Here is a 24,516-nt window from a genome sequence, read left to right as displayed (position 1 = left end):
CCTCCTTACTTTTCTGTTAACTGCTGCAGCACCAGTGCATCGTAGTCGATCTCTCTCTGGGGAAAGTTCTGAAACTGGTTGGTGCTTCTTCCGCGGCCATTGCCGCCTCCCCTGTAATCCTGGGAGCCGCTTCCGTTACTGCTTCCCTTTCCCTTCGCGCGCTCCGCATGCTGTTCATCCAGCCGCCGGATATCCTCCAGAGAGCGCACACCGGCCTTTTTCCAGCCCGAAAGGATCTTGTCCGCATATTTGAAGCTGGGCGAGTGTGTGGCCGCCAGAGTGCGGTTACAGGCCTCCAGAACGAGTTCCCTGGTAAATCCGTAGGTCTTGAACCAGCGGTCAATCATCTCACGCTCTGAATCGCCCGGCTTTCTGTCGTTCAAACCGAACGCCTTCATCACCGCGAAGGAGTCCCTGGTAAATGACGACGCGTACGCCTTGGCGTCCTCCACGGTCTTAAGCCCGGACTCGTGCCAGTTGATCGCCACCGTCTCGATATAGCGGATACTGGTGTGCCCGCCCTGTACACAGTACTCCACCACGTATTCCAGGAGCTCGGCAGTCATGTGCAGACCGTCATAGAGATAGGCAAACACCTCACACTCCCGCTGGGTAAAGACTTTATTCATATATTTCTGGGCGATATAGAGAAGCTGGGAAAAATCCTCATCTCCCGCCAGGCCGCTGATCTGTTCCGGAGAATAGACAGGCCGCGGCTCCGCCTTTTTGACCTGAGCCGGTTCCGGTGCTTTCGGAGCCATCGGTCCCTTCTCCGGCGTATCCGCTTCCACACACGTAACGGTGCCGGCTGCATTCCCTTTTACCGGGCCGTCCACATACCCGTAAGAAGAATTCACGCCTGCATACGCCTCCGTAAACACTCCGTTTAAGGCAGACGCCCCATTTTCCGCAATCACGCCCCCGGCACAAGCCATCTCGCCAGCAGCCGGACACTTATCCACAGACAGGCCATCGGCAGAAACTTTATCCACAGATTCCTCCAGGACACCTGCCTTTTTCCAGTAAGCAAGCGCACGTGCCACATCCGATTCCGTGTGGTTGACCGCATCCGCAATCATAGAGACCGTCACCGCTTCGCCCTCATGGCGGAGCAGGAAAAGATACTCCTTGATATACTCTCCATTGGCCGAAGCCATATATGTATCAATAAACTCGTTGGGAACCAACGTCGCATTCACTCTAAAACTGCTTTTAAAATCCACCGCCATAACCTCACTTTTCGTCCTGCACTGCGCTTTTGAACTGTCTCACCAAGTGCTCATAGTATACCATTCCCACTAAGCTCGTGGGATACCTCACTAAGTGGTCAGGTATGACTCGCACTAAGTTCGTGGACTACCTCACTAAGTGCTCATAGTATACCATAAGTCAGTTTAAAAAGAAATAGGGGGAGTTATCCACCAAAGTAATTGTGGATAATGTGGATAATGTGGAAAGCAAGTATACATAATCTTAAAAATTATGGAGAATTATGTCGAATCCCTGATAAATTCGTTCTTTCTAAAATTGTGAGTCAATAATTTATGTTAATTAAAAAATCCACATAGCTTCTTTACATAAAATGTTGAAAACTATGTGGATAATGTGGATAACTACTTCCCTAACAGCTTTTCTCCCACTTTTACAATGTCTCCGGCCCCCATAGTTATCAACAAATCACCGTGTATACAGTTTTCCAAAATAAATGTTTCTATTTCGTCAAAGGACGGAATATAATGGGCTTTTACCCCTTTTGCCTCGATTCTGTCGACAATATCTTTGGAACTGATGCCTAAATTGTCGGTTTCGCGGGCCGCGTAGATGTCTGCGAGGATTACTTCGTCAGCCATGGACAGGGCCTCTGCAAATTCGTCAAGAAACGCCCTGGTACGCGTGTAGGTGTGGGGCTGGAATACGACCCACAGCTTCTGGTGCGGATAATTAAGCGCAGTCGCCAGGGATGCGCTGATTTCCTGCGGATGATGGGCGTAATCATCGATAATAGTGACGCCTCCCAGCTCTCCCTTCTTCTCAAAACGGCGGTTTGTTCCTGTGAAATTCCATAGTCCCTTCCTGATCATCTCCAGAGATATCCCCAGTTCCGTACACACAGCCACGGCGGCTAGGGAGTTATACACATTATGCTCACCGGGAACACCCAAGGCCACGGTATCCACAATTTCCCCGTCCACACTCAGATCAAAGACCGGCCTCGCCAGTTCGTCGAAACGAATATGCTCTGCGCGGTACTTACTGCCCTCTTCTTTTCCAAATGTAATGACACGGCAGGATAACCCCTCCGTAATCTTTCTATAATCCGTTATATCGCTGTTGATAACCAGAATGCCGTCCTCCGGAAGCTTCTCGGCAAACAGGCGGAAGGAATGGCGGATATCGTCCAAATCCTTGAAGAAATCGAGATGGTCTGCCTCCACGTTTAAAATCACCTCGATGGTCGGGAAAAAGGACAGGAAGCTGTTGGTATATTCGCAGGCTTCCGTCACGAAAAGCTCCGGTCCGCCCACCCGGATGTTGCCTCCAATGGAATTTAAGATGCCGCCTACGGAGATCGTGGGATCCGCATCAGCAGCCAGAAGAATCTCTGTGATCATGGACGTGGTCGTAGTCTTCCCATGAGTTCCGGAAACAGCAACCGCATTCTCGTAATTTTTCATCATCTGACCCAGCAGCTCCGCGCGGCTCAGCATGGGAAGTCCTTTATCTCTGGCTGCGGCAAATTCCGGATTGTCTGGATGAACAGCCGCCGTGTAGACGACTACGTCGATCCCGTCAACAATATTATCCGCTCTCTGTCCACAAGCAATTCTGGCGCCCTTTGCAGCTAAATGATCCGTAAGCTCCGATTCATGAGAGTCGGACCCCGAAACAGTAAATCCCTCATCAATCAGTATTTCGGCCAGACCGCTCATGCTGATGCCGCCAATCCCTATAAAATGTATATTCTCCGGTTTATGAAAATCAATCTGATACATCGTTTCTTCCATCCTTACTATGTTTTTAATTTTATTCCACTTACTTTTACTGCTTTTCTGTGGTAAAGTCAACTCTTTCTTATTATTATATCGAAAAAGCGGCAGAAAAGCTACGTTTTCGGGAGATAAACGAAAAAATACCCGCAGTTTCTGTTGTCTGCGGGTATTTTTAAGAATATATTCAGGTTATGTACTGTCCTACTTTTTCGTTTCCTCTCCGTAATTCCCATAGTACTTGCCATAATACTTACCGTAGTAGTTTCCATAGTAGGAATCGCGGTCTAAGTCCACCTTGTTTAAGACAACACCGAGAATGCGGCATTCGCCCTTTTCCAGCTGTTCCTTTACGTGCTGAACCATCTTATAGCTGATTGCGCCGCTCTCTACGACGATAATGGTACCGTCCACGTGTCTGGCGATCAGAGCCGCGTCAATAACGCTGCCCAGCGGCGGAGCATCGATGATTACGTAGTCGTACTCCTCCCGCGCCATCCCGATCAGATCTGCAAATAAATCGCCGCTTAAAAGCTCTGTCGGATTCGGTGAAACCGGACCGGCAAAGATCATATCCATGTTGTTAATATCCGTGTTGCAGATTACATCGTCAATGGTCTTCTGTCCAGATAAATAATGGGTCAGGCCGAACTTATTGCCCTCCGCCTTATAACGGCCCACAAGCACGGATTTACGAATGTCAGCGTCGATAAACAGGACGCGGTTGTCCGCTTCCGCGAAAGAAACCGCCAGCTGGAACGAAAGAGATGATTTTCCTTCGTTGGGTGTGGAACTGGTCAGCGTGATAACTCTAGTGTCATGACCGGAGAACAGGATGTTGGTACGCAGCGTTTTAAACGCCTCGTTTGCCCTGAAATCCAGCTTATCGTGTTTACGCAATAAAACCTTCTGCATCCTGTTTACCTCCCGCTCTTCTTCCGTTTGGATTTCTTCTTTTTCGCGCCTGTCTCACCCTCAAATACCGGGATCGTAGCCAGTGTATTGAGTCCTAAGTACTTCTCTACATCCTCAGGCGTCTTAATCGCATCATTCATCACAAACAGCACGAGTATAATCGCGCCTGCCAGGAACACGCCTGCCAGACCACCGATCATGGTATTCTTCGTAATGCTTGGTTTTGTCTTCTGTGTTGGCAGATACGCCTCCTCTACAATGTTCGGCGGCGCGGAATCCATAATTTCAGCCATACGGGCAGATGCTACCGATGCAAACTCATCGGCAATGGATTTGGCCATGTAGGGATCTGTGTCCTCCACCGAGATAGTGAGGATACGGGTATCGGTAGGGTTATCCACCTTAATTTTTTTCACTAACTGCTCATGGCTTAAATTTAAGTCCAGGTTGGTAATAACCTGCCCCGTAACGGGCCGGCTGGTCACCAGGACCTTGTAATCCTTAGTCAGCTGGGTTCCCAGCTGTAAATCCGTGAGGGATGTCAGCGTAGTCGTCTTATTCACGATATAGAGCATCGTAGAGGACGTATAGACGGGCTTCATTACCATCGCGGTAAAAAGTCCGAAACCGACGGCACCCACAATGCCGGTCAGAAGGATAATCCACAGTTTCCGTTTGATTACGTAAAATAGTTCCTTCAAATCAATTTCAATCTCGTCATCCTGATTGGTTCCCATAATTTTCTCCTAAATCAAAATAATTTATCCTCCAGTACCGCCATCGGATTTCCGCATAAAATCCCTTCAGCAACAGGCCCCGGACAGTTATCATGAATCCACGCCGCTGCCTTTTTTATCTGCGGTTTTCGATAATGAGTGCCGTGGGAATCTGTTCCCAGAAAATGGATCCGCCCCGACTTGCAGAGCTTTCGAACCACCGCGCTGGCAGAATCAAACACTCCGCCAAACAGGCTGGCTCCATTTACCTGAAGGCAAATGCCCAGATCCCTTAATTCATCGAGCCGGTCCGTCTGCTTATACAGGCAGCGGTAACGCTCCATGTGAGCCAGGATCGGCGTATAGCCGCCGGATGCCAGCCTTCGCAGTCCCTTGTACAGCTCTTCATAACGAACGGACGGTAAAAACTCCACCAGAATGTAATGCCCGCCCGCCATAGTCCAAGCGCGGCCTTCGTCAAGGCACTCCAGAAGGCTTTCGGAATACATCAGCTCATTACCGAGATGCAGCCTCATTTCGGCCCCGTACGGGGTCTCCTTTAAGCGCACTTTCAGCTGTTCGAAGCCCTCCTGCAGTTTAGAGGCGTATCCGGCCTCGCAGTCTGCAGAAAAATGGGAGGTGCATATGATATGGCGCACGCCCTCCTCATATTCCAGCTTCATGGCCTCCAGGCTCTCTTCCATCGTCTGTGACCCATCGTCCACTCCGGGAATTAAATGGCAGTGAATGTCGTATAAATCCATCCTTCTTACCGTTCCCTTTCTCTTTGTGTGATCATTAATGGTTGCTTAGTGTTTTATTTGTTGTCTTGTTATTTACTGTCTTTACTATTTGTTGACTTTGTCATTTGCTGTCTTTCCAGGTATGGACCGCGACCAGGACAATGACTCCGAGAAGGACTCCTATCACTCCCGTAATCATTCCGGTTCTGCACAACCCGTTACCGTATATTTTGAAAAACAGTTCCATGTAATCCGGGGTCACCTTGGGCAGGTTCTGACCGATTATGACCATGCCGGCACCAAAGGCCGCCACAGTTATCAGTCCGCCGCCCATAAGGCCTTTCCCGCCCAGTATAACACCACGGTGTTTATAATGGTTCAAGCCGATGATAAGGGCCTGTGAAAGAATGGCAAGCAGCAGTGAAAGCGGCAGTGCTATTTTTGCAAAAGCAAAAAATTCCGTTTTCATATCTATCCACCATGCTGCAAATGGCCATTTAAGCAGAGAGGAGTACTTCTGATCCAGACGATTCATCAATTCATCCAGCCCAGTCTGGGCCTGCTCCGTCATTGTAACCGATCTGCCTTCCAGGTATGATCTGATATCTGCCTCCAGCTGGTCTGTCAGCACGGAAGTATCCGCCTGATAGGCGCCCTGGCTCAGATCACTCTCCACCTGCTGCCTTGCTGCCAGTACAACGCGCTCATACGTAATCGCGCCATCCATAACGTTATCCGGGATGTCCAGAAGTGCAAACGAGATAGAAGTATCACGCCGCAGTTCCTCAAAGATCGTGCGGTAATATCCCGTATCCGCAAGTTTATTCAAAACAGCACTGTCCTGAAACGCCCCGATCCAGACGCTTACTGCCGAAAAGCAAACGGCGGACAGCACACCTATTTCCGCTGCCAATATAAATCTAAAAAATTTCCTCAGCTTTCTGTTATGATGGTGTACAAAAAGCTTTTTTAAGAATGAAATGACTGTAATAATCGCTATGACCACAGCCAATATGATAATGATGTACCATAGTATTTGATAAGGAATATGGATGCGCGCCATCAAGGCGTCAGTATCCTTTGATAAATACTCGTAAGACTGAGGCGGCGCCTTGTCCACAAGCTCCAGAATCGAGATTACCTCCGGGGTTGGCGGAATTACCTCCTGCGGCTCCTCAGAGCCTGAACCGTCCGGATTATCCGTTCCGTCCCCACCATTCTGCCCATCACCGACAGTTTCTCCGGATGGTTCTCCGCTTTCCGTACTCTCTCCCGGCTGATTTCCAGCCTCTGCATTTCCGTCTGTTGCCTGACCATCCGGATTCTTACTTCCGTTATTTCCTGTTTCTCCGCCCTTCGGACTTTCGGCCGGTGCCGTCTCTGGAGGCGCGGTCTGCCCGATCTGCTCTAAATATCCGCTGTCGACACCAGTCTGTACATTGGAATATATCTCAGATATCACGGATTGTGCCTGCTCCGCTGTCAGATCCACATCATCCTGCTGCAAATAACTTATGGCAGAATTTATATATTCCTGACGAACTTTGTAGATAACACCGTCCTGCTCGAACTGGCCGTTGATAACAGAAACGATCGACTGCTCATTGCCGTTGATACTTCCGGCATAGGCAGGCGTACAGAAAAACATGACCATTAGAAATGTAGGGAACAGCAGTGATAACAGGCTGCAGCGCTTTGCAGTCCTTGTTCTATTTTTCATAATTTGCTCCACATTGGTTTTGTTGCCTGGGTTGAAAAATGGTTGTTTATATTATTTTGTAAGGTACACTGAAAAATAGGGCGGTTCCTTTGGGAGCCACCCTATAAATGGTTGGAAATTGATTATTTTAAAGAAATATGATAAGTAACAGCTACGCCATTTACCGTCACGGTAATTGTAGCTTTTGATGCTGCTTTATAGTTCTCTGGGGTTACGTATTTATTTGCTAATTCTTCAATCTTGTCTTCGTCTAACATATCTACCGGATAGGTATTAGTAGGTAATTTCACACCATCAATCTTTACTGTCGCATTACCTTCAGCCTCAGATACAACTGTGCTAACTACCTCAGTTACCGCAGAAACTACAGCCTTTTTATCTTCACTGTCCGGAGTTAAAACTAAATCTTTAGCAGCTTTTACTGAAACCTCAACCTTTACTGCATTCTCTCCATCTTCTACAGCTGGCTCTACTTTAGCATCAACTACTCCGCCGGAACTCTCTTTAATTGTATCTGCTACATCAGCAACTTTATCAACAGCATCTTTTGCATCATCAACCGGAGTGGTTGTACTTCCACCGCCGCCATTAGAGCTGCTTCCGCCACCGCCACCATTCAGTGACTGGTTACCATTTCCGCCAAATGTAGCTGATGCTGGTACGCTAGGCTGTCCATTAGTAGTTCCATAAAGGCCAAAGTTATAAGTCGTATTACCGATCTTCATATCACCGATAAATAAGTCACCGCTTGTCCCCATGTAGTAAACCTGATTGTCAACCTTGATGAGGCCAACCTGCATAACGCCATTGTATGCCAGGAAATACCATTTTCCGTCAGCATCCTGGAACCAGCCCTTCTGCATAATTCCGTTGTTGTCGAAATGATACCATCTTCCATCAGCGTCTCTAAACCATGTTCCTGTCTGGAATGTACCATTATCATTCTGGTATCTCCAGTTGCTTCCCTCCTGTAACCATGCAGCAGACGCTGTCATGACTGAACCTACGGAGAGAGCTGTTGCTAATGCCATAACAGCAAGCTTCTTCATTCTCATAATTGCATTCTCCTTTCAAAATCCTTTTCCTAAAATTATTTTTCCGGAATATGTAACCCGTTGAGACTATATTAACTCACCTTTCCATATTTTGCAAGCTTTTTCAGCCTAAAACATGTCTATATAATCTGTTTTCAACGTATTTTACGAACAATATTATTGGATTGTACTTATAAATAAACAGGATCACTAACTTTTAGCGATCCTGCTGTTTTACACCAATATTATAGATAATTACCTTGTCTATTAATTTATTATGGATCATAGACATTTAGCTTTGCATTAGTATTTATTTTCTCAGGTTTATTAAATCTTGTATAAACTGATAATATGAAACCTATATTATATAGAAGAAACCATCACCTCCACAAATATGGTGATTGGAAGGAGCTAAATATATGTCACTTATTTCTCTTCTATTATATGGTTCTATATGTTTTGTAGTCTGTTGCCTCTTTACATTAGTCTTACTCCTTTATTGTATGATCCACGTTTCGACAGCTTATGACAAACTATCTGATGATGAGCAACAATTCAAATTTTTACAGAACCAAGACACTTTGTGATGGTATATCTGTAAATCCTATAAATTCCTGTTAGCAGACAGAAACAACTACAGCCAATCACTGTGCCGATACTATTCATAAGAATATCATCTACCTGAAAATATCCTCTTTGGGTGATCAGTTGAGTCGTTTCGATCATTAGGCTGCAGAAGGCCCCGGCCATAAGACTGAGTACCAAATTGCGCATAGGTCTAAAAAGAGTAGCTGGCAAAAAACCAAAAGGTATGAATAAGAGTACATTTTCTATAACATACGCATTATTTCTGGAACCGCCTAATGTTTCAAATAAGGTAAGACTGATCGCTGTCCGTGAGCCTGGTTCGCGCTCGAATAAAGTGATATGGACTAATGCTAATAGATAGATTAGAAATATAAATTTATAGAAATAATGGGAGCTCTTATTACTTTTAAATAAGATAATTTTTGTAATAAAGAACAATATTAAGCCCAATAGTATAGCATATGGAAGATATTCCAGTTCTTTTCCAATGTCCTTTATTATATAGTTCCACATAATTTTATCAAGTAAATCTATCATGTTGGTTACCTTTCAAGAAGTAGTACACTTGTTTTATTAATTAGTTAACAAATTTCTTATGCCTACTTTTATATTGGGTTATAATATTGGTACTTAATATTTGTTTCAAAGTAATATTGTATCGAAATATTTTTAACTTTGTTATCATAAACCAAGAATGTATTTCAAATTATTTGTCTACATATTTTTCAACTACTATAACATAAATATATATTCTTTACACTAATTATATTCTTAATTATTAATGTTAAAGTTTTTAACTTTCACATATGATACTATTTAAAAATGCTTTATTAACTAAATGGACCACATTAATTTTTGTAATAAAATCTCCTTGCCATATTTGATTGTAAAGTTTTATCCAATAATTATACTTACTAAAACCTATCACAACCACTCTTCACCCATACTATCTTCTGGTAAATTAATAAAATTTCTTCCATTATAGTTTAATAATACCTCCCTCTTTCTTTTTAATGATACTTCAGTATAAATTTGTGTTGTAACAATACTGCTATGTCCCAAAATCTCTTGAACCGCTCTTATATCAGCTCCGTTGTTTAGTAATTGGGTTGCAAAACTATGTCTTAAATAATGAGGGGTTGCATCAGAATTTATATGTGCCAATTCCCGGTACTTATAAAAGAGATTTTCTATGCTGTAGATGCTTAATCGTTTTCCGTATTTATTGTAAGCGCCAAAATTTCGGGCGGTGGTTCCTATGTAGGCAGTAGTTCTTTACTTCCAAATCAAAAAGTACCCCAGCTACACACGGCAGCTGAGGCACCCTAATAGTTCGCTTATAATTTAACCATTTTGAAGTTCCTCGGTACCCCGGGTATCCAGAAGCGCTTTCACTTCTGGGTTCCACGGCGCGAGTCGTTCCAGTTCCTCGTCTGGCATCCGGTCATTCGGCTGCTTTTCCAGCAGTAGTTTCAGATATTGGTAGACATTTACTCCGTTTGCCTTCGCATTCTCTACCATTGTGTAGATGATTGCACTCGTCTCTGCTCCTGCCTGCGTATCGCTGAACAGCCATCCCTTGCGCCCTACGACAAACGGACGGATCGCATTCCCGCTCAGGTTGTTTGAAAAGCTGCATCTTCCATCTTCCAGATAGGTCGTCAAATATGGTTCCCTGTTCCGGATATACGTAACCGCTTTTTCCATCCGAGAGCCTCTGAACGGTGTCTGCTGTTTCAGCCACGCCAAAAATCCATCCACGACAGGCTTCTCTTTTTCAAGACGGACCTTTCGGATGGCCTCATAGTCCCCAGCATGTTTCTGCCGGATCTTATCCTCCAGTTCAAAGAGCCTGTTGACATACATGACACCCTGGACGGATGGCTGTGTATAATCGAGCTCCTTTCCCTTTGGGATTGCATCAATCAGATATCTGCGCACGTGAGCCCAGCAGGCGATCCGTTTTGCACCCGGTACTTTGTTGTAGCCGCTGTACCCGTCGCACATCAGGTATCCAAGGAACCCTTCCAGGAATTCCTTCGCATTGTCCCCGGCCCGTGTCGGCGAATACCTGTAGATGATGATTGGCGGCTCTCCGTCTTCTCCACTGCGGAACAGCCACATGTAGGAAGTTGTCTGTGCACGCCGGCCCGGCTCGTTCAGTACCTGCACAGGCGTTTCGTCCGCCATCGCAAATGACCTGGCAAGCAGTTTCTTACGCAGGTACGCATACATGAGGCGGAAGAAATCCTGTGCATTTGCAATCAGCCAGTTCGCGAACGTGGTACGACTGATATCCGCACCACACTGTTTCCAGTCCTGCTCCTGGCGGTACAGGGGCATTCCATTGAAGTACTTCTGGTACATAATCCATGCAACGGCAGATGTACTCGCCATCCCATGAATCCTATGCGCATGCCCGTCCTTGCCCTTTTTGATCTGCGGGAGCTCCGCCTCCTTCCGACATTTCGGACAGCCGTAGTTCATGCTGTAATACTCGATGACCTTTACCTTCGCCGGAATAAAGTCCAGCTCCCTGCGCACGAATTCCGTTCCAATCTTTTCCAGCGGGGTGCCACATTCGCGGCAGACCTTTTAGGCGGTCTGCATGGGTGACACGTTTCTTTCGGGGCTTCGTTTCCGGCGCTTCCCGGGAGAGGAGTTCTTCTTCGGCAAGGGCGGCTGCAGGGTCGTTAGCTGCCTCTGTTTCCGGTTCATCAAACAGGTTCAGCTGCCCGGGAACCCCGTATTTCCCTTTTTCACTGGATGCACCAAAGAGACGTTTGGTCAGATAGTCAATCTGCTCCTTCAGGTTGTCGCACTCCTGGCACAGAGCAGCCTCTCGTGTATTGGCTGCCTCGATTGTCTGCTGCAGTGCTTTGATCAGCTTATTCAGTTCTGAAATGGTGTCCTTCAGCTCTCGCAGCTGGATGTCCCGTACACTGTCTGCCATCACGTTTCCCCTTGTTTTTGATACCTTAATGTTAGCACAAAACGGGTGATTTTAACAGCATTACCAACGCCAAAACGTGTTGAAAATACGTGGTTTCCAGGCTTCTGGCCATGCCGTTTTCCTGGTTGGAAACCAAAGCTTTTCAGGACATCCGGATTGCTTTTGGCTGGTCGATATCAATCCCCGACATCAGCCAGTCGAACTCCTTCCACGTGAGGCTGCGAACCTCGGACTTATCTCTGGGCCAACGGTAGTGTCCCTGGGCGGTCAGCCGTTTGTAGATCAGGACAATGCCATCTGGCTCTTTCATGATTGCTTTGATCCGGTCACACCTGCGGCCACAGAACAGGAAAAGAGCATGGCTGATGTCCATGGAGAACTGCTCCTGTATGATTGCACAGAGCCCATCGATCGACTTGCGCATGTCGGTCCTTCCACAGGCAATGTAGACTGCGTCTACTCCAGAGATGTCGGCTAACATGGCTGCCCTTTCAGCAGACGGAATACCGCTGCAAGCAGGCCAGGATCCACTGAATTGCTGAGCTTTACGGTAATTCCGCCTGTCATAAGTTCGATTGTATGTCGTCTGTCAGGGTTCTCCACAGCTCCCGGCACATCAGTGCGGGATGTGGCAGTCTCCGGATCCGGACAGATGTTGACTCGAACGACATCCTGGCGGGATGTGAAGTCCAGGGCATATGTGCCACCGGACAGTGCCGCCAATTCCAGAATGTCACAGGCCTCCTTCCGGAGTCTGGTGACAGCATTGTAAAAGCTGCTCACGGGAATGTTGTGCTGTTCGCACCATGCATTATCTGGCATGCCGCTCTGGCGGCATTCGGTAATAAGTCGAAGCCATTCCGAACCGGAACGGCGCGGATTGTATTTGGCCATGGTCGCCCTCCCAAATGAAAGTGTAGTGAAAAACTACCTGATTACCATTATAAGGAAAGCAGATTTAATTTACAATCCGCCCAATATTTAGGCGCTTACCAGCAGAATGCAGAAAATAGTTTTATCACAGCCATCCATTAGGATGGCTTGCATTCGTGGGAGTACTTATTATCTATCGTTTACGAAGCCGCGATTAAAAAATATCCTATTTTAGGAAAAATATACTCCTTACTTAGAGATTTTCACCGTATTGCATTTTCACAACAAAGCAGCGAACTGGATTCATGGATTACGAAAGCGGAACAATTACAAATTGATGAAGTGAATACCTATATAAATGGTTTGAGAAATGATATCACAGCAGATAAAAATGGTATAGATTTCAAATATAACAATGGATTGGCAGAAGGAAGTGTATATAAAATAAAATAAAATTAACTAAGCGTATCATGTACGGGAGAAACAGCTTTTTACTATTAAAAGCAAAGCTGCTTCTCAATGAATTTTATCATCAAATCAACTAAGCCTGGAAAGAACCCACTTGGCGCTTACGTTTTACTGGGCACGCTGTAAGAGTTATCATCTTCTAATGGAGATTTTAATTTGCGGCGACTGCGCCGCCACGGAATCAATTAATGTGCTGTCTCACACTAGATATGCTGGCAGAAACCAACAACTTCTTCTCCACAGCGAAAATACTAAACGTCCCACCGGCCATCATGGATTTCAAATGGCGGATGCTCAAGTACTATCAACTGGTAAGCGGTGAAGCACCAATCCTTACAAGAAGTGACTACACGGGGCGGATGGAATGGTGATACGGATTGTGTTGATGAGTGATGCGGATTTTCCTATCACATCTCTCTTTCCGTGTGGGCATCCAGCACACATGTGTGCATTCACGCAACTGTGTGCTATGCTCAAACACCGAACAATCCTGGCTCCAAGTTTAATCCCCTCCATGTAGGTTGTTTCCCTCTGTTTCCTTCTATTTCCCTTATTCATGTTTCCACTGAAGAAAAAAGTGCGGAGGGGGTGTTGGGGGCGTTTGGGGAATTCAACTGCATATTCGTATAGACACGCATAACCTACCATTAAAAACTCGCTTCAAAGTACCATTATAAAGTGCCGTGGTTAGCGGTTTGCTTGATGGGATTTCCACCCATCGGATTATTCGCCCTTAGCCTAACGCACTGCCTGACACCTTTTATTCTTATGTACCTCTGTTGAATGCACAACTACCTTTAATCTTCTATCCGAAGAAAATAAGATGGTTGGGATTTTTCCCTAGTGTTGCACTTCCATTAAATGTAACTTTATCAAAACCTTCTTTATATTTCTTTTAATTATTCTTTTCTTGAAGATGCAGAACGTAGCATAGGAAATGCTTTTTCCATTCTTCACTAGAGATAAGAATTTATCTCTTTCAGGAGTTCTAATAGAAGGATGCCTTAGTTGATGATTCTGCTCAACTGCATTATCTATATCAACATCAAAAAAATTAAAATCAATTCCCTCAATTACTTCTTTTCCTTTTTCACTTTGAACCAGTAGCAAAGAAACGCCGTTTTTTTCTTCATCACTAAATTCAGTTCCCCAAGAATCACCAAGAGTAATGTCAGAAACTCTATCCTTGGTAGCAAATTGACATTCGTAGCAGTTTTCTGTGTAATTATTTGCGGAGAGGAATGTCATTAAATAATCATCTTGACCCTCATTGCATACCTTGGAACCATCTATTATTAACCCAAAATCATTGCTGCTTCTAAATTTTATATCTTGTAATTGGTTGATATCATTATCGTTTTCAGCTAAATACTTAGCCAAAATCATAGAAGATGGCGTTCCATGGCAAATTAAATCTACTGTATAGAGGTTGTCTTGCTTTTTGATGAAATTCTTCAGTGCCGCAACCTGGCAGGGTAAACCGATAAATAGTACTTTATCAGTTTTTAATCTCTCCTCCACCTTTTTATAAATACCGGTAGGATTGCTCTTTACATATTTAGATCCAACAAATTTCTTTGCTACTTCTGTATCTTTAGTAATATCAAAAACAAAATCTCCATCTTTGAAAAGACAAGAAGCAACATATCCACCATTTTTAATAAAGCCCTTGATGATAGAAGATGCAGCTCCACCAGAAGAAGCTTTGTATCTTATAGCTTCTGCTGCCCATCCTTGTTTCCATTCGATTGGATTTGTTTTTTCTACTTTGGTAACATTTGGGCATGTCTTTTCACATAACTTGCAATTAATGCAAAGAGACTCAGCTATAATCGCATTAAAACATGATACATCATCCTTTACAGATATACATTGTTTTGGGCAACGATCAACACACGCCATACAACCATTGCATTTGTTTAATTCACATACTGTTTTCATATAAAATCCTTATATTTAAATACCTAGTTTCTTTTCTTTAATCTTTTGATTATTTCAATAACGGTTTTTCTTTTTACAATAGCTATTACAATAATTAGTGCGATAATGGAATATCTGATAATTGTATAATTATAAGTAAACAATATAGCTATCATAGCAATCAGAACAAAGATAGATATTAGAACAATGTTTTTTATATCATAGATTGTCTCTATCTCTTTTTCCTTAATAATTTTTCGATAAACAGCATAATGCGCAATAGCAAACATAATATAACATGCTAAAGTTGTGTATCCTGCTGCGTGATAACCGAAAATCCTTATGAAAACATAATTTAGTACTATGTTTGCAACTGCACCCACGCAAGAAGCCATCATAGTAAATTTTGTTTTTTCATAATAAAACTCTATGTTCCCAAAAAGAGGATACAAAAACATAAAGAAAACAGATGCTGCAACAGGAGGAATAATCCATATTGCATCATAATATTGTTTTGGCGCCAATATAGAAATAACTTCTGGGCCAAAGGCCATTACCAAAATACAACCTACTGCTACAATTATTAAAATCAAGTTAGTGATAGATTTTATGGAAATATAGTTTTTTTTCTTAATAGATTGATATGTAAAAGGCGTAAAAGAATTATTCATTGCAGAAGTTACAAGTATCATCAAAGTTGACACTGTGTATGCAACCCCATAAATTGCCGCCTCTGAAGTCCCTACCATGTTATTTATCATTATTCTGTCAACTTGCTGAAGAACCGTCATTGATAAATAATGTGGTATTAATGGTGCATTGAACAGGAATGCATATTTCCAGTATTTTTTGTCATAAAACCTTCTGCCTTTGTACATTATCAAAATATAAAAGAATAGCCCAAAAATGACTTGTACAAAAACCATGGACAAGATTCTTGCTTCCGCTTTATAGATTGTGGATAGGACTGTCACAATACCAAGTAAAGGATTAGCTAATGACATTTCTAACGTAACAAGTACTAGGGCCTTATATTTATACTCATTTCTTTGTATGTTAGACCAAAATCCAAAGGCGGGTACAAACAGTAATTCTAAAAACATTGCAAGAATAAGAAATGAAGGGAGTTCAAATACCGAATTCCAAAAATTCATTCCAATTAGATAAACTAAGAAACAGGCAAAAGTTATCGTTGTAGACAGCCCTAGCAACGATGAAGCAAAACGTTTAGAATCATCTTCATACTTGACAAGTCCTTTTATAAAAATGCCATATGAAAGATTGAATGTTGCAAATATCGATATGATACCGTACCAAGAATTATAGATTGTAAATAAACCATATTGTTCTGTTGTTAATAATCTGGTAAATATTGGCGCACTAATTAGGGATATTCCCTTCTGTAAAACATTACAAATAGTAAAGAATAAGGCAGCTTTTACCGGAGCTGACATGTTTTCCAATTTTTGTTTTAATTTAAACATAGCTCCTCCTAATCTATTTCTTGATTCTTAAAACCGTTTTTAAACCGTTTTTAATTTTTGTAATTCCACCCGTAAAAGCTCTTTTTAACAAGGTAGTGTAATAAATACACGCCTTCTTTATTTTCGAATACTCATTATTTGAAAGACTTAATTTTGAACTTAATATCTCATTCATGTCTTCAGTATACCAATTATGTTCCGGTCTGTTTCGTAATCCCGCATAAGTTACTTCAGTGTATAAATTAGGTATAACTCCTAGTGACAAGAAATGGCTTGAGTTCATGCAAAATAAACTACCACAGCATCCAATTGCTTCAAAATTTATTGGAGCAGATATATCATCAAAAATTAATTGTCCCCCATTATCGCTATAGCATTTTCTTAATAAGCCTGTTTCCAAATTTAAGACTCCAGACCAATCACCTGCGTAGCAAAACTCTTTTCTTTTTTCATTAAAATTTTTAACTGTAAAATCAAACAAAGGTGAATTAAAAGAACTTCCTTGCTCAATGTATTCCTGTTCGCTATGCTCTGTCAAAAATTCGATTTTATTATTAAGATTTATTTCTTTTCTAGTTGCAACCAACTGTGGTAAAGCTCCAAGTTCCTTGTTACAGATATCTTTTATTTCGTTTAAATAAGGTTCATAAGTATCTGTTAGATTTAATTGTACTAGGAAAGAACATCCATGTATTTTAACCTTTTTGACATTACTAAAAAATTCCGCTAATTTATTTAGCTTTTTTAACTCAGTATAATGAAACGAAAAGGCAAAATGCATTCTAGATAAATACCCTTCTGGAAAAGAACAAATTCTATCAAACGCCTTTGTTATAGTTCCATTAGTAGTGATATTAACATAATGGCCTTCCTTCAATAACTCATATGCTAACTCAACTATTTGATCACCAAGAAGTGTTTCCCCTGCACCACATATTGAAAAATAACAAGCCCCTCCTAGTCTCTCTTTTGAAAGAGCTTTTCCTATATGTTCAGCTGAGTACTTTAATTTGGGTATTTTGTTGTACCTATGATCTCTTTGAATAATATAACAGTAGCTGCATTTAAAATTGCATGCTGTCACTGGTAATAAACACTCAAAAAATCTCTTTATTGGTTCCATTAATTGTTTCTCCATTTTTCCAATAAGTCTTCTATGTCATTATAATTAAAAGGTTTATAACTTTTATCATTGATATTGAGTACTTGATTAATAGCCTCATCTATTTTAGAAAAATCTTCTAAATACTCAACGTTGCCGTATTTTGATAGCATTATGCTAATAGATTTTACTTTATGGTTAAAATTTGCTAAAGCTACACAAGGAGTATTGGTAATATAAGAAAAAATTACGCCGTGCAGTCTATCTGTAATAACTAACTTTGAGTTACTGAATTTATTCCAAACGTTAAGTAGTGCTGGCATTCTTTCCTTTGCGTTTACTCTTATCCCGGTGCAAGTATCAATTGCGATAACCCTAGTAAATAATTTTTCAGCTTCAGTTAAAATATGCGTCTTGTCTTTACCACTAATTTTTCCTTCTTTATCGTTTCTAAGACACACTAAGCAACAATCTTCTCTATTATTTTTTTCACTAATATCAAGTGACAATACAATATCTGGACAATACTTTATTTTGCACGAATCTGATAAGTATTCTTTACTTGCAAATTCAAAAGATTCTCTATCTCGTGTGAAAAATGTAACATCTTTGCATTCACTTAATAAAACTTTTGATCTATTTAATGACTTAATACCAGTTTCATCTTTCGTGAAATAAATAGTTTGCGGCATGATAATAATTTTGTTTTCTTTAAAATATTTCAAACAAAAATCATGCACATTATTTATATAACAATATGCATTTCCCCAGTTTCCACCACCTTGAATCAAAATCAAATCATCTTTGTTAATGATTTTACGGTATTCTTTAATGCCATTCAAAAATTGCTCTTCTTCAATTTCAATGCAATTGATAGCTTGTTTTTTACATATTACAAACGTCGCATAAGTAATAGCATGGTCTCCTAGATTATCGTGTGCAGGAGTACCTATTAACCATACATTTTTTGTATTGCTAGATGTTACCTCTGGAATAGATTTAACACACTTAAACGCAGATATTTTCTGCTTAAGATACGAGGGAATCATTTTTTTAGTTTGACAATATAATTTTTCTGAACATTTGTATAAACTCGTTGTATTAAGTAGTTTAACCTTTAATTTAAGACCTCTGCCTAAATCTAAATTTGGAGTAAGTGCGTATATTTCTTTTATTCCCTTTGTGGTTTCTAATTCCCAATCTGTATGGTTCTTTTGCCTATAGTCTCCATAGTAAAAATTCAAAAAGGAAAAAGCACGTTCGATATATTTTTTACAACACAGTTCAAAAGCACGAGAATTTTTATCACGAAAGTAAAATACTCTCTCATAATATGATATAAGCGCATCATATTTATTTTTTAGTAACTTATCAAAATTACTGATATTGGCAATACTATTCTCTCTAAAGTAATAATAATAAAGGCAATCTGGTATAACGTATACGCTGTTGGCTTTATCAAAAAGCTTATATGTTGTGGCCATATCTTCATAGTTTCTACCAACAGGAAACCTTACCCCATCAAACAAAGCACTGTTATATATTTTGTTCCATGCGTAATCTCTAATCTTCCAATTAATCAATTCTAAAATTGCTTCTTCTTTGGTTAGCTTTCTTTCGTTGCTGCTGAAATCACTGACCGCCAATGTACTGTCGCTAACATTATAAAATTCACAGCAAACTATATCGCTATTGTTTTTCTGCAAAGCTTTAGTTAAGGTCTCTACCATTCTGATAGACACCCAGTCATCGCTATCAACAAATACAAAATACTCTCCGGTAGCAATATTAACTCCCGCATTTCTTGCAGATGAAAGGCCTCCATTTTCTTTATGTATGCAAACTATTCTTTCATCTAATTCTTTATATTTATCACAAATTTTCCCAGAGCTGTCCGTTGATCCATCATCGACTAGGATTATTTCTAAACCTTTATAGCTTTGATTTACAACTGTCTCTAAGCATCGTTCTAGATACTGTTCGACGTTGTAAACTGGAATTATTATGCTTACTTTTTTCATCTTATCCACCTTAATATCCAAGGACAATATCGCAATATCGTTATTTTCATTTTCGTCTTAAAAGAACTATGATCTTTTAAAAATTCATAGTTTTCTAAAAACACTTTATAGTATACTTCATAATTTGGATCAGAAATTTTGCTTTGACTTTTATAGTCAATCATCATCCCAAATAATCCGAATACAGAATAATATCTAGCCTCTGTCTGCAATAAAGAAAAATTATCATTAATTTCATTAACTATCGATTGACTGTGTTTCCAAAAATTAAAGGTGTTAGCAATACTGTACTTTTTAGTGATACTATTATTTCTTACTATATAATGGTAAGTGCAAATACCAGTATGCACGACAACACGTCCAGATATGCATTCCAGCACTATGGCAGCGTCTTCGTTATTTTCTCCAACAGGAAATCTAAGTGTACTAAATATTTCTCTTTTATATAGTTTACTCCACACACTGATTCCTATTTCTCTAGATAGCAATATTTCTCTAATGGCATCGATGTCCAAGTATACTTTTTCTGTGTTTGGTGTTCTTATATTTATTTTATGTTGTGTATTTGTATCCTCACGAATAATTCCACAAGTTGCTATATCAGCATTGTTATTATTAAGAGCCTCAATTAAACTCTCATACATATTCCGTTCAATGTAGTCATCGCTATCTACAAATCCTATAAAATCTCCAGTTGCAATATCTAAACCATTGTTCCTTGCTGAAGATAATCCTCCATTTTTTTTATGAATCACTTTAATTCTGGAATCGATTAATTTATATTCCTCGCATATTTTTCCGCATTTATCTGGAGAACCATCATCCACCAAAATAACTTCAAGATTTTTATATGTTTGTCCTAAAATACTATCAATACAGCGTTTGAGATAGTCTTCAACATTATATATTGGAACAATAATTGATATCAGTTGATGTTGAGAATATGACATTAACTTTCCCTCTTTCAAGAATATTACTAAAGAGTAGTATTCTGATTTTTTTTATTTAAAGTAAATCAAGGCTATTAATAACATCCAGAATTCTTAAGATAAGTATATGTGTTTGTTTCTTGTTCCTTTATTATTTTTTTCAAATAAACCGAATCTTTTTGCTTCGAGTAAACACTTGAAATGTCATTTATACTATTTAGCAAATGTTCATTTATTGATAGCCTGTCAACCAAATCCATTAATTTATTTCGATTACTATCTCTAACAATTACAGCAAATCTATTGGCATATTTAGCAGAAAAAATAGTTCCGTGGAAAGTATCTGTTATAACAAAACTAGAATTCTTTATTATCTTTAGGCATTCAAACGGATCACAAACCACATAATCCTTAATCCAAAATTGTGGTGCACCAATAGCAACAAGTTTTAGATTATTTTCATGACAAAACCTTTTGATTGCATTAATTTCATTTTTTGAATTAATTCTGTTTTTGTATGAATATACAACACAATAGTTATTTTTATTATATTTCTCTTTTGCTTTATTTATTTCAGCATCGAAATTACTTATTAGAACGGGGTCTAAATTAATTTGAATGTCTTTCGATGACATCTTTCGTACAAATTCAAATGTATTTTGATCTCTAACTGAAAAATTCGATATCTTGTTTAATGAGTCTGTTATTCTATTTTTTACCTTACTTGGCAACGTTTCGTAGGTTGTTGCCCCACAACAGGCAGCATAAGTAATCACATTTTTAGCATTAGCTACGTTACCAAATAATTGAGAGGAAAACCCCCAAAATCCAGCATTCTGACAATTAAATACTTCATCGCTTCCTATTACACAAAGATCATATATTTTATCTTCATCTGCTCTATAGAAATAATTATTTCTAAATTTTTCAAATATCTTATTCTGCTGTTTTACTTTCATTTTTTGATAGATCATAGATATTGGATATCTAAAATAGCGATAATACTTCTTGTCATTTTCATACTCCTTATTAAAATTGATTTGATCATTTTCAAGAAGTGCATAGTCATCATCGTATTTTTTTATATCAAGAAAGTGTACAGAATTATGTCCTCCTTTTAATCTTTTCATCAAACCATAAGCTTGCAACAATGATCCCATATTATTAATTTGTTGCATTGAAAGTATTTCTATTTTCATATCATCCATTTCCTTTTTATATAGATGCCAAAACATTCTTATATAAAACTATTTTCTTTAGAATTCAGTTTTGGCGATTTGTTTTTTTTAAGCAATACAAAAGAAAATCTTCATAATTTTCAAAAGGCCTTTTAGTATCTAAATACTTATTAAATTAAATGTCTTAGTATAGTTGCCATTAATCTTCATCATTTTATTAAAGGTTTCACAATCAAAACGACTATCTGAATTCAATTCCTCGAATAGCCAAAAAAATTCATGAAAAACTTCTTTAGGAGGTTTATTATTGAACACCCTATAGTATTCTCTAGCAACCTCTGCTGCTACTGATATTTGCGAGTCTAATCTTTTTGTGTAATATGTTTCTAAATCACATATTATTTGAGCTGGTACCCCTCCTGCTACACAATTTGATGGGATATCTTTGTTTACTAAAGAATTAGCCCCAATGATGCAGTTCTCGCCAATTTGAACACCTTTTAGAATTGTTGTCTTCATACCAATAAAACAATTATTTCCTATTTTTACTTTACCAGCCGAAACCAAGAATATCACCATAGACACCGTTTAATACTGACCAATCATATCCATGTGTTAATATGGTAACACCTTCTGTTATTTTTACATTATTACCAATTTCAATTAGAAATGGTCTTGTATCATCTATAAAGCCTTTTCTAGGAGAATATATTGTTGTATTTTCTCCAATAATACATCCTATCTTTCTTAAATATTCAATATATGTATCAGAGGATGCTTTTTCTCTAAAAATAATTTTCTTAATAATATTTTTTAAGAAACTCATGCCTTTCCTCCAACTTTCTTAAAAATCAATCTATATATCTGAGGGCTTATTAAAAATGCAATACATTGAAATCGTTTTAATGATCCAATATATTGACAAGAAATAATTGATTTAAAATATAATTTACATTCTTTTGAATATAACTTTTTTTCTGGCCAATCTAAATTTCTTTTTATAAATTCATTAAAAACACTTATTACTGAAACAACATAATTTACTTCGCTCTCAACTTTTACTGTAGGATAATTGTTTGATATATAAACCATTTGTTCTAGAGATGCCTCTATTACTGCTTTATTAACTTTTGAGCTACGAGTGATGCTATTTTCTCTATAAAAATAATTGTAGTATGGTTTATTAATATAGCTTATCCTTTTAGCATTACTAAAAAATTTATATGTAGTAAATGAATCCTCGCAAGTTTTTTCAAAAGGAAATCTTATATTATTAATAATTTCTTTTTTTAAAACTTTATCACAAACAGACATATCATAACCTGTATAAGTCATTAGACATGACAGGCCTTCTTCCTTTGTAAGTATACTTTTTGATGGATATCGCCTACAAGCTTCGAGTCTGGATTGGTTATTTTCATTTACACGATTTCTTCTACATATTGATATATCACTATCATCAGACAGCATTTGGCTAATCATATGATGATACATGCCATATTCTATCCAATCATCACTATCTATAAATGATATATATTGACCCCTACAATTATCTAATCCAAAGTTTCTAGCATCTGAAAGTCCCCCGTTTTTTTTATGAATTACTTTCACATTCTTATAATTAGATGCATATTGATCGCAGATTACACCACTGGAGTCTGTTGAACCATCATCTACAAGAATAATCTCCATATTGTCATAATCTTGTTTAAGAATACTGTCCACACAGCGCTTCAAATACATCTCGACATTATACACTGGTACAATAATTGATAATAATTCATTCATTCTATCACCTCTCAAAAATCGACCTATACGGCAAGACTAGGTTACTATTATTTAACCCAACCGTATAATAAAAATATATAAAATATAAAACATAGATAGCCAAAGAAATAATCATCCTTGTTTTATTTTTCGTAGTAATTCTCGATACAATGTTAGGAATAAGTATTATTGATGGAAATCCGAAATACCAGGCAATTCTAACTGCTAGCGGTAAAACTCCAATAAAAGCATTTAGGCAAGTAAAAACTAAATGTAAATTTATATAAACGTTGGTGTCCTTCTTTTTGTCATCATAAATGCAAGCAAAAACCAGTATTGCAACTGCCATAACGGTCCCAACGAATCCTTGTCTTGCTGATGAATAAGAACCTGTAATATACCAACTATATTTTGTTAACAATACCAATTTAGTGAAAAGGCTTGATATTGGTTTGGCCAACAAAAATGAAGTGACGACTATTATTGTTTTTTGAATATTAGTAAACCTAAAATTAATAAAGAAATAAACCGGAATAAAAATTAATGCGGTCATGTGAAACAGAGAAGCCAAAGCAATTAGTATAAAATATATTTTAGGATCTTTAGTAACTAAATACTTTATGCTATACAAAATAATAGCAACTGCAATCATTTGTCTTACGCCATTTAAAAAACAAAAATAATATCCTGAGCAAACAAATAAATACCCACTCATTGTTATATTTTGTGAGTTGTCATAAATAGCAAAAAATACAAAAAAGCAAAATATTATAGATGTAATAATGAAAATACTCGCATAATCATTCGAAAACAAAATTGCAAACTTATTCAATAATGTATATCCGAAATCCCCCCACGCCTCATCCGCATTACCATACAAAACTTTTTTAAAAATTTGAACATAGGTAGACCAATAATCAGCACCTACCATATATCGTACACCAGCAATGAGAGTTAATGGAATCATAGGAATGAGTTTTCTCAAATCCGGATAAGGTATATTAAATCGAATCGAGGCAATTCTAATTTTTTTTGAGTTTTTCTGTTTGTATTTTTTCTTTTCAACCAGTTTCAAAAGAATAACTGTTAAAATTAAACCTATTGTATAAACTAACATA

At 39.1% G+C, this 24,516-nt stretch carries 22 protein-coding genes and 1 pseudogene; 1 reads left to right on the top strand and 22 read right to left on the bottom strand.

Annotated elements, in window-relative coordinates:
* Nucleotides 1-5: 5 nt before the first annotated feature.
* From M1L66_RS01080 to tnpA, 12 genes and pseudogenes are all read right to left on the bottom strand, one after another.
* Entirely contained in the window at nt 6-1,229 is a 1,224-nt protein-coding gene (locus tag M1L66_RS01080) for a DnaD domain protein (RefSeq protein ID WP_187023358.1), read from the bottom strand.
* Between the two features lie 384 nt (nt 1,230-1,613).
* Nucleotides 1,614-2,993, bottom strand: a complete 1,380-nt coding sequence (gene murC / locus M1L66_RS01075; RefSeq protein WP_187023357.1) for a UDP-N-acetylmuramate--L-alanine ligase — start codon at nt 2,991-2,993, stop codon at nt 1,614-1,616.
* A gap of 198 nt (nt 2,994-3,191) precedes the next feature.
* Entirely contained in the window at nt 3,192-3,902 is a 711-nt protein-coding gene (locus tag M1L66_RS01070) for a CpsD/CapB family tyrosine-protein kinase (RefSeq protein ID WP_002605603.1), read from the bottom strand.
* A 5-nt stretch (nt 3,903-3,907) separates the two neighbouring features.
* Complete coding sequence (locus tag M1L66_RS01065) at nt 3,908-4,639, bottom strand: YveK family protein (RefSeq protein WP_002605602.1); 732 nt, start codon at nt 4,637-4,639, stop codon at nt 3,908-3,910.
* 14 nt (nt 4,640-4,653) lie between these two features.
* Nucleotides 4,654-5,382 carry a CpsB/CapC family capsule biosynthesis tyrosine phosphatase gene (locus tag M1L66_RS01060; RefSeq protein WP_187023356.1) on the bottom strand — a complete coding sequence of 243 codons (729 nt, stop codon included), beginning with the start codon at nt 5,380-5,382 and terminating at the stop codon, nt 4,654-4,656.
* 100 nt (nt 5,383-5,482) lie between these two features.
* Complete coding sequence (locus M1L66_RS01055; RefSeq protein ID WP_434690351.1) at nt 5,483-7,081, bottom strand: hypothetical protein; 1,599 nt, start codon at nt 7,079-7,081, stop codon at nt 5,483-5,485.
* Nucleotides 7,082-7,203: 122 nt separating this feature from the next.
* A complete protein-coding gene (locus M1L66_RS01050) occupies nt 7,204-8,136 on the bottom strand; it encodes an N-acetylmuramoyl-L-alanine amidase family protein (protein ID WP_187023354.1) in 933 nt (310 codons plus the stop codon).
* A gap of 534 nt (nt 8,137-8,670) precedes the next feature.
* The gene (locus tag M1L66_RS01045) at nt 8,671-9,216 is read right to left on the bottom strand and encodes a VanZ family protein (protein WP_434694177.1); all 546 of its coding nucleotides are present in this window, start codon (nt 9,214-9,216) and stop codon (nt 8,671-8,673) included.
* A gap of 411 nt (nt 9,217-9,627) precedes the next feature.
* Nucleotides 9,628-9,897, bottom strand: coding sequence for a tyrosine-type recombinase/integrase (locus tag M1L66_RS01040; RefSeq protein ID WP_434694175.1), 270 nt, complete (start codon nt 9,895-9,897; stop codon nt 9,628-9,630).
* Between the two features lie 150 nt (nt 9,898-10,047).
* A pseudogene (tnpC, locus tag M1L66_RS01035) lies at nt 10,048-11,656 on the bottom strand (IS66 family transposase).
* A gap of 142 nt (nt 11,657-11,798) precedes the next feature.
* The gene (tnpB, locus tag M1L66_RS01030) at nt 11,799-12,137 is read right to left on the bottom strand and encodes an IS66 family insertion sequence element accessory protein TnpB (RefSeq protein ID WP_320960982.1); all 339 of its coding nucleotides are present in this window, start codon (nt 12,135-12,137) and stop codon (nt 11,799-11,801) included.
* A complete protein-coding gene (gene tnpA / locus M1L66_RS01025) occupies nt 12,131-12,550 on the bottom strand; it encodes an IS66 family insertion sequence element accessory protein TnpA (protein WP_320960981.1) in 420 nt (139 codons plus the stop codon). The genes tnpB and tnpA overlap by 7 nt, the downstream gene beginning before the upstream one ends.
* Before the next feature lie 147 nt (nt 12,551-12,697).
* Between tnpA and M1L66_RS01020 the strand changes: the two genes are divergently transcribed.
* A complete protein-coding gene (locus M1L66_RS01020; RefSeq protein WP_434690346.1) occupies nt 12,698-12,982 on the top strand; it encodes a transposase in 285 nt (94 codons plus the stop codon).
* 855 nt (nt 12,983-13,837) lie between these two features.
* Here the strand turns inward: M1L66_RS01020 and M1L66_RS01015 are convergent.
* The 10 genes from M1L66_RS01015 to M1L66_RS00970 form a co-directional block, all read right to left on the bottom strand.
* Complete coding sequence (locus M1L66_RS01015) at nt 13,838-14,938, bottom strand: Coenzyme F420 hydrogenase/dehydrogenase, beta subunit C-terminal domain (protein ID WP_138313468.1); 1,101 nt, start codon at nt 14,936-14,938, stop codon at nt 13,838-13,840.
* Nucleotides 14,939-14,961: 23 nt separating this feature from the next.
* Nucleotides 14,962-16,401: a lipopolysaccharide biosynthesis protein gene (locus M1L66_RS01010; protein WP_434690343.1), complete on the bottom strand. Its 1,440-nt coding sequence runs from the start codon at nt 16,399-16,401 to the stop codon at nt 14,962-14,964.
* A gap of 13 nt (nt 16,402-16,414) precedes the next feature.
* Complete coding sequence (locus M1L66_RS01005) at nt 16,415-17,524, bottom strand: radical SAM protein (RefSeq protein ID WP_320960978.1); 1,110 nt, start codon at nt 17,522-17,524, stop codon at nt 16,415-16,417.
* Nucleotides 17,524-19,524: a glycosyltransferase gene (locus M1L66_RS01000; RefSeq protein WP_434690340.1), complete on the bottom strand. Its 2,001-nt coding sequence runs from the start codon at nt 19,522-19,524 to the stop codon at nt 17,524-17,526. Before M1L66_RS01000 ends, M1L66_RS01005 begins: the two co-directional genes overlap by 1 nt.
* Nucleotides 19,521-20,474, bottom strand: a complete 954-nt coding sequence (locus tag M1L66_RS00995) for a glycosyltransferase family 2 protein (RefSeq protein WP_117624307.1) — start codon at nt 20,472-20,474, stop codon at nt 19,521-19,523. Before M1L66_RS00995 ends, M1L66_RS01000 begins: the two co-directional genes overlap by 4 nt.
* A gap of 74 nt (nt 20,475-20,548) precedes the next feature.
* Nucleotides 20,549-21,652: a polysaccharide pyruvyl transferase family protein gene (locus M1L66_RS00990; RefSeq protein WP_320960976.1), complete on the bottom strand. Its 1,104-nt coding sequence runs from the start codon at nt 21,650-21,652 to the stop codon at nt 20,549-20,551.
* 138 nt (nt 21,653-21,790) lie between these two features.
* Nucleotides 21,791-22,198, bottom strand: a complete 408-nt coding sequence (locus M1L66_RS00985) for an acyltransferase (protein ID WP_434690337.1) — start codon at nt 22,196-22,198, stop codon at nt 21,791-21,793.
* Entirely contained in the window at nt 22,182-22,457 is a 276-nt protein-coding gene (locus M1L66_RS00980; RefSeq protein WP_434690336.1) for a hypothetical protein, read from the bottom strand. Before M1L66_RS00980 ends, M1L66_RS00985 begins: the two co-directional genes overlap by 17 nt.
* Nucleotides 22,454-23,419: a glycosyltransferase gene (locus M1L66_RS00975; protein WP_117624306.1), complete on the bottom strand. Its 966-nt coding sequence runs from the start codon at nt 23,417-23,419 to the stop codon at nt 22,454-22,456. The genes M1L66_RS00980 and M1L66_RS00975 overlap by 4 nt, the downstream gene beginning before the upstream one ends.
* Nucleotides 23,420-23,423: 4 nt before the next feature.
* Nucleotides 23,424-24,515 (bottom strand): EpsG family protein, encoded by a 1,092-nt coding sequence (locus tag M1L66_RS00970; RefSeq protein ID WP_434690333.1) that lies wholly within the window; start codon nt 24,513-24,515, stop codon nt 23,424-23,426.
* Nucleotide 24,516: the final 1 nt, after the last annotated feature.

Origin of the sequence: Hungatella sp. SB206, assembly GCF_051132295.1 — a bacterium.
GTDB lineage: Bacteria > Bacillota > Clostridia > Lachnospirales > Lachnospiraceae > Hungatella > Hungatella effluvii.
This window is presented reverse-complemented; position numbering and strand designations above follow the sequence as displayed.

Bases quoted from the DNA above. Each gene is read 5' to 3' on its own strand.
- M1L66_RS01070 (WP_002605603.1), bottom strand. From the start codon at position 3,902: ATGCAGAAGGTTTTATTGCGTAAACACGATAAGCTGGATTTCAGGGCA.
- M1L66_RS01060 (WP_187023356.1), bottom strand. From the start codon at position 5,382: ATGGATTTATACGACATTCACTGCCATTTAATTCCCGGAGTGGACGAT.
- M1L66_RS01065 (WP_002605602.1), bottom strand. From the start codon at position 4,639: ATGGGAACCAATCAGGATGACGAGATTGAAATTGATTTGAAGGAACTA.
- M1L66_RS00990 (WP_320960976.1), bottom strand. From the start codon at position 21,652: ATGAAAATAGAAATACTTTCAATGCAACAAATTAATAATATGGGATCA.
- M1L66_RS01055 (WP_434690351.1), bottom strand. From the start codon at position 7,081: ATGAAAAATAGAACAAGGACTGCAAAGCGCTGCAGCCTGTTATCACTG.
- M1L66_RS01080 (WP_187023358.1), bottom strand. From the start codon at position 1,229: ATGGCGGTGGATTTTAAAAGCAGTTTTAGAGTGAATGCGACGTTGGTT.
- M1L66_RS00980 (WP_434690336.1), bottom strand. From the start codon at position 22,457: ATGAGTTTCTTAAAAAATATTATTAAGAAAATTATTTTTAGAGAAAAA.
- M1L66_RS01000 (WP_434690340.1), bottom strand. From the start codon at position 19,524: ATGAAAAAAGTAAGCATAATAATTCCAGTTTACAACGTCGAACAGTAT.
- M1L66_RS01050 (WP_187023354.1), bottom strand. From the start codon at position 8,136: ATGAGAATGAAGAAGCTTGCTGTTATGGCATTAGCAACAGCTCTCTCC.
- M1L66_RS01005 (WP_320960978.1), bottom strand. From the start codon at position 17,524: ATGGAACCAATAAAGAGATTTTTTGAGTGTTTATTACCAGTGACAGCA.
- M1L66_RS00970 (WP_434690333.1), bottom strand. From the start codon at position 24,515: ATGTTAGTTTATACAATAGGTTTAATTTTAACAGTTATTCTTTTGAAA.
- M1L66_RS01015 (WP_138313468.1), bottom strand. From the start codon at position 14,938: ATGAAAACAGTATGTGAATTAAACAAATGCAATGGTTGTATGGCGTGT.
- murC (WP_187023357.1), bottom strand. From the start codon at position 2,993: ATGTATCAGATTGATTTTCATAAACCGGAGAATATACATTTTATAGGG.
- M1L66_RS00975 (WP_117624306.1), bottom strand. From the start codon at position 23,419: ATGAATGAATTATTATCAATTATTGTACCAGTGTATAATGTCGAGATG.
- tnpA (WP_320960981.1), bottom strand. From the start codon at position 12,550: ATGGCCAAATACAATCCGCGCCGTTCCGGTTCGGAATGGCTTCGACTT.
- M1L66_RS01010 (WP_434690343.1), bottom strand. From the start codon at position 16,401: ATGTTTAAATTAAAACAAAAATTGGAAAACATGTCAGCTCCGGTAAAA.
- M1L66_RS00995 (WP_117624307.1), bottom strand. From the start codon at position 20,474: ATGTCATATTCTCAACATCAACTGATATCAATTATTGTTCCAATATAT.
- M1L66_RS01045 (WP_434694177.1), bottom strand. From the start codon at position 9,216: ATGTGGAACTATATAATAAAGGACATTGGAAAAGAACTGGAATATCTT.
- tnpB (WP_320960982.1), bottom strand. From the start codon at position 12,137: ATGTTAGCCGACATCTCTGGAGTAGACGCAGTCTACATTGCCTGTGGA.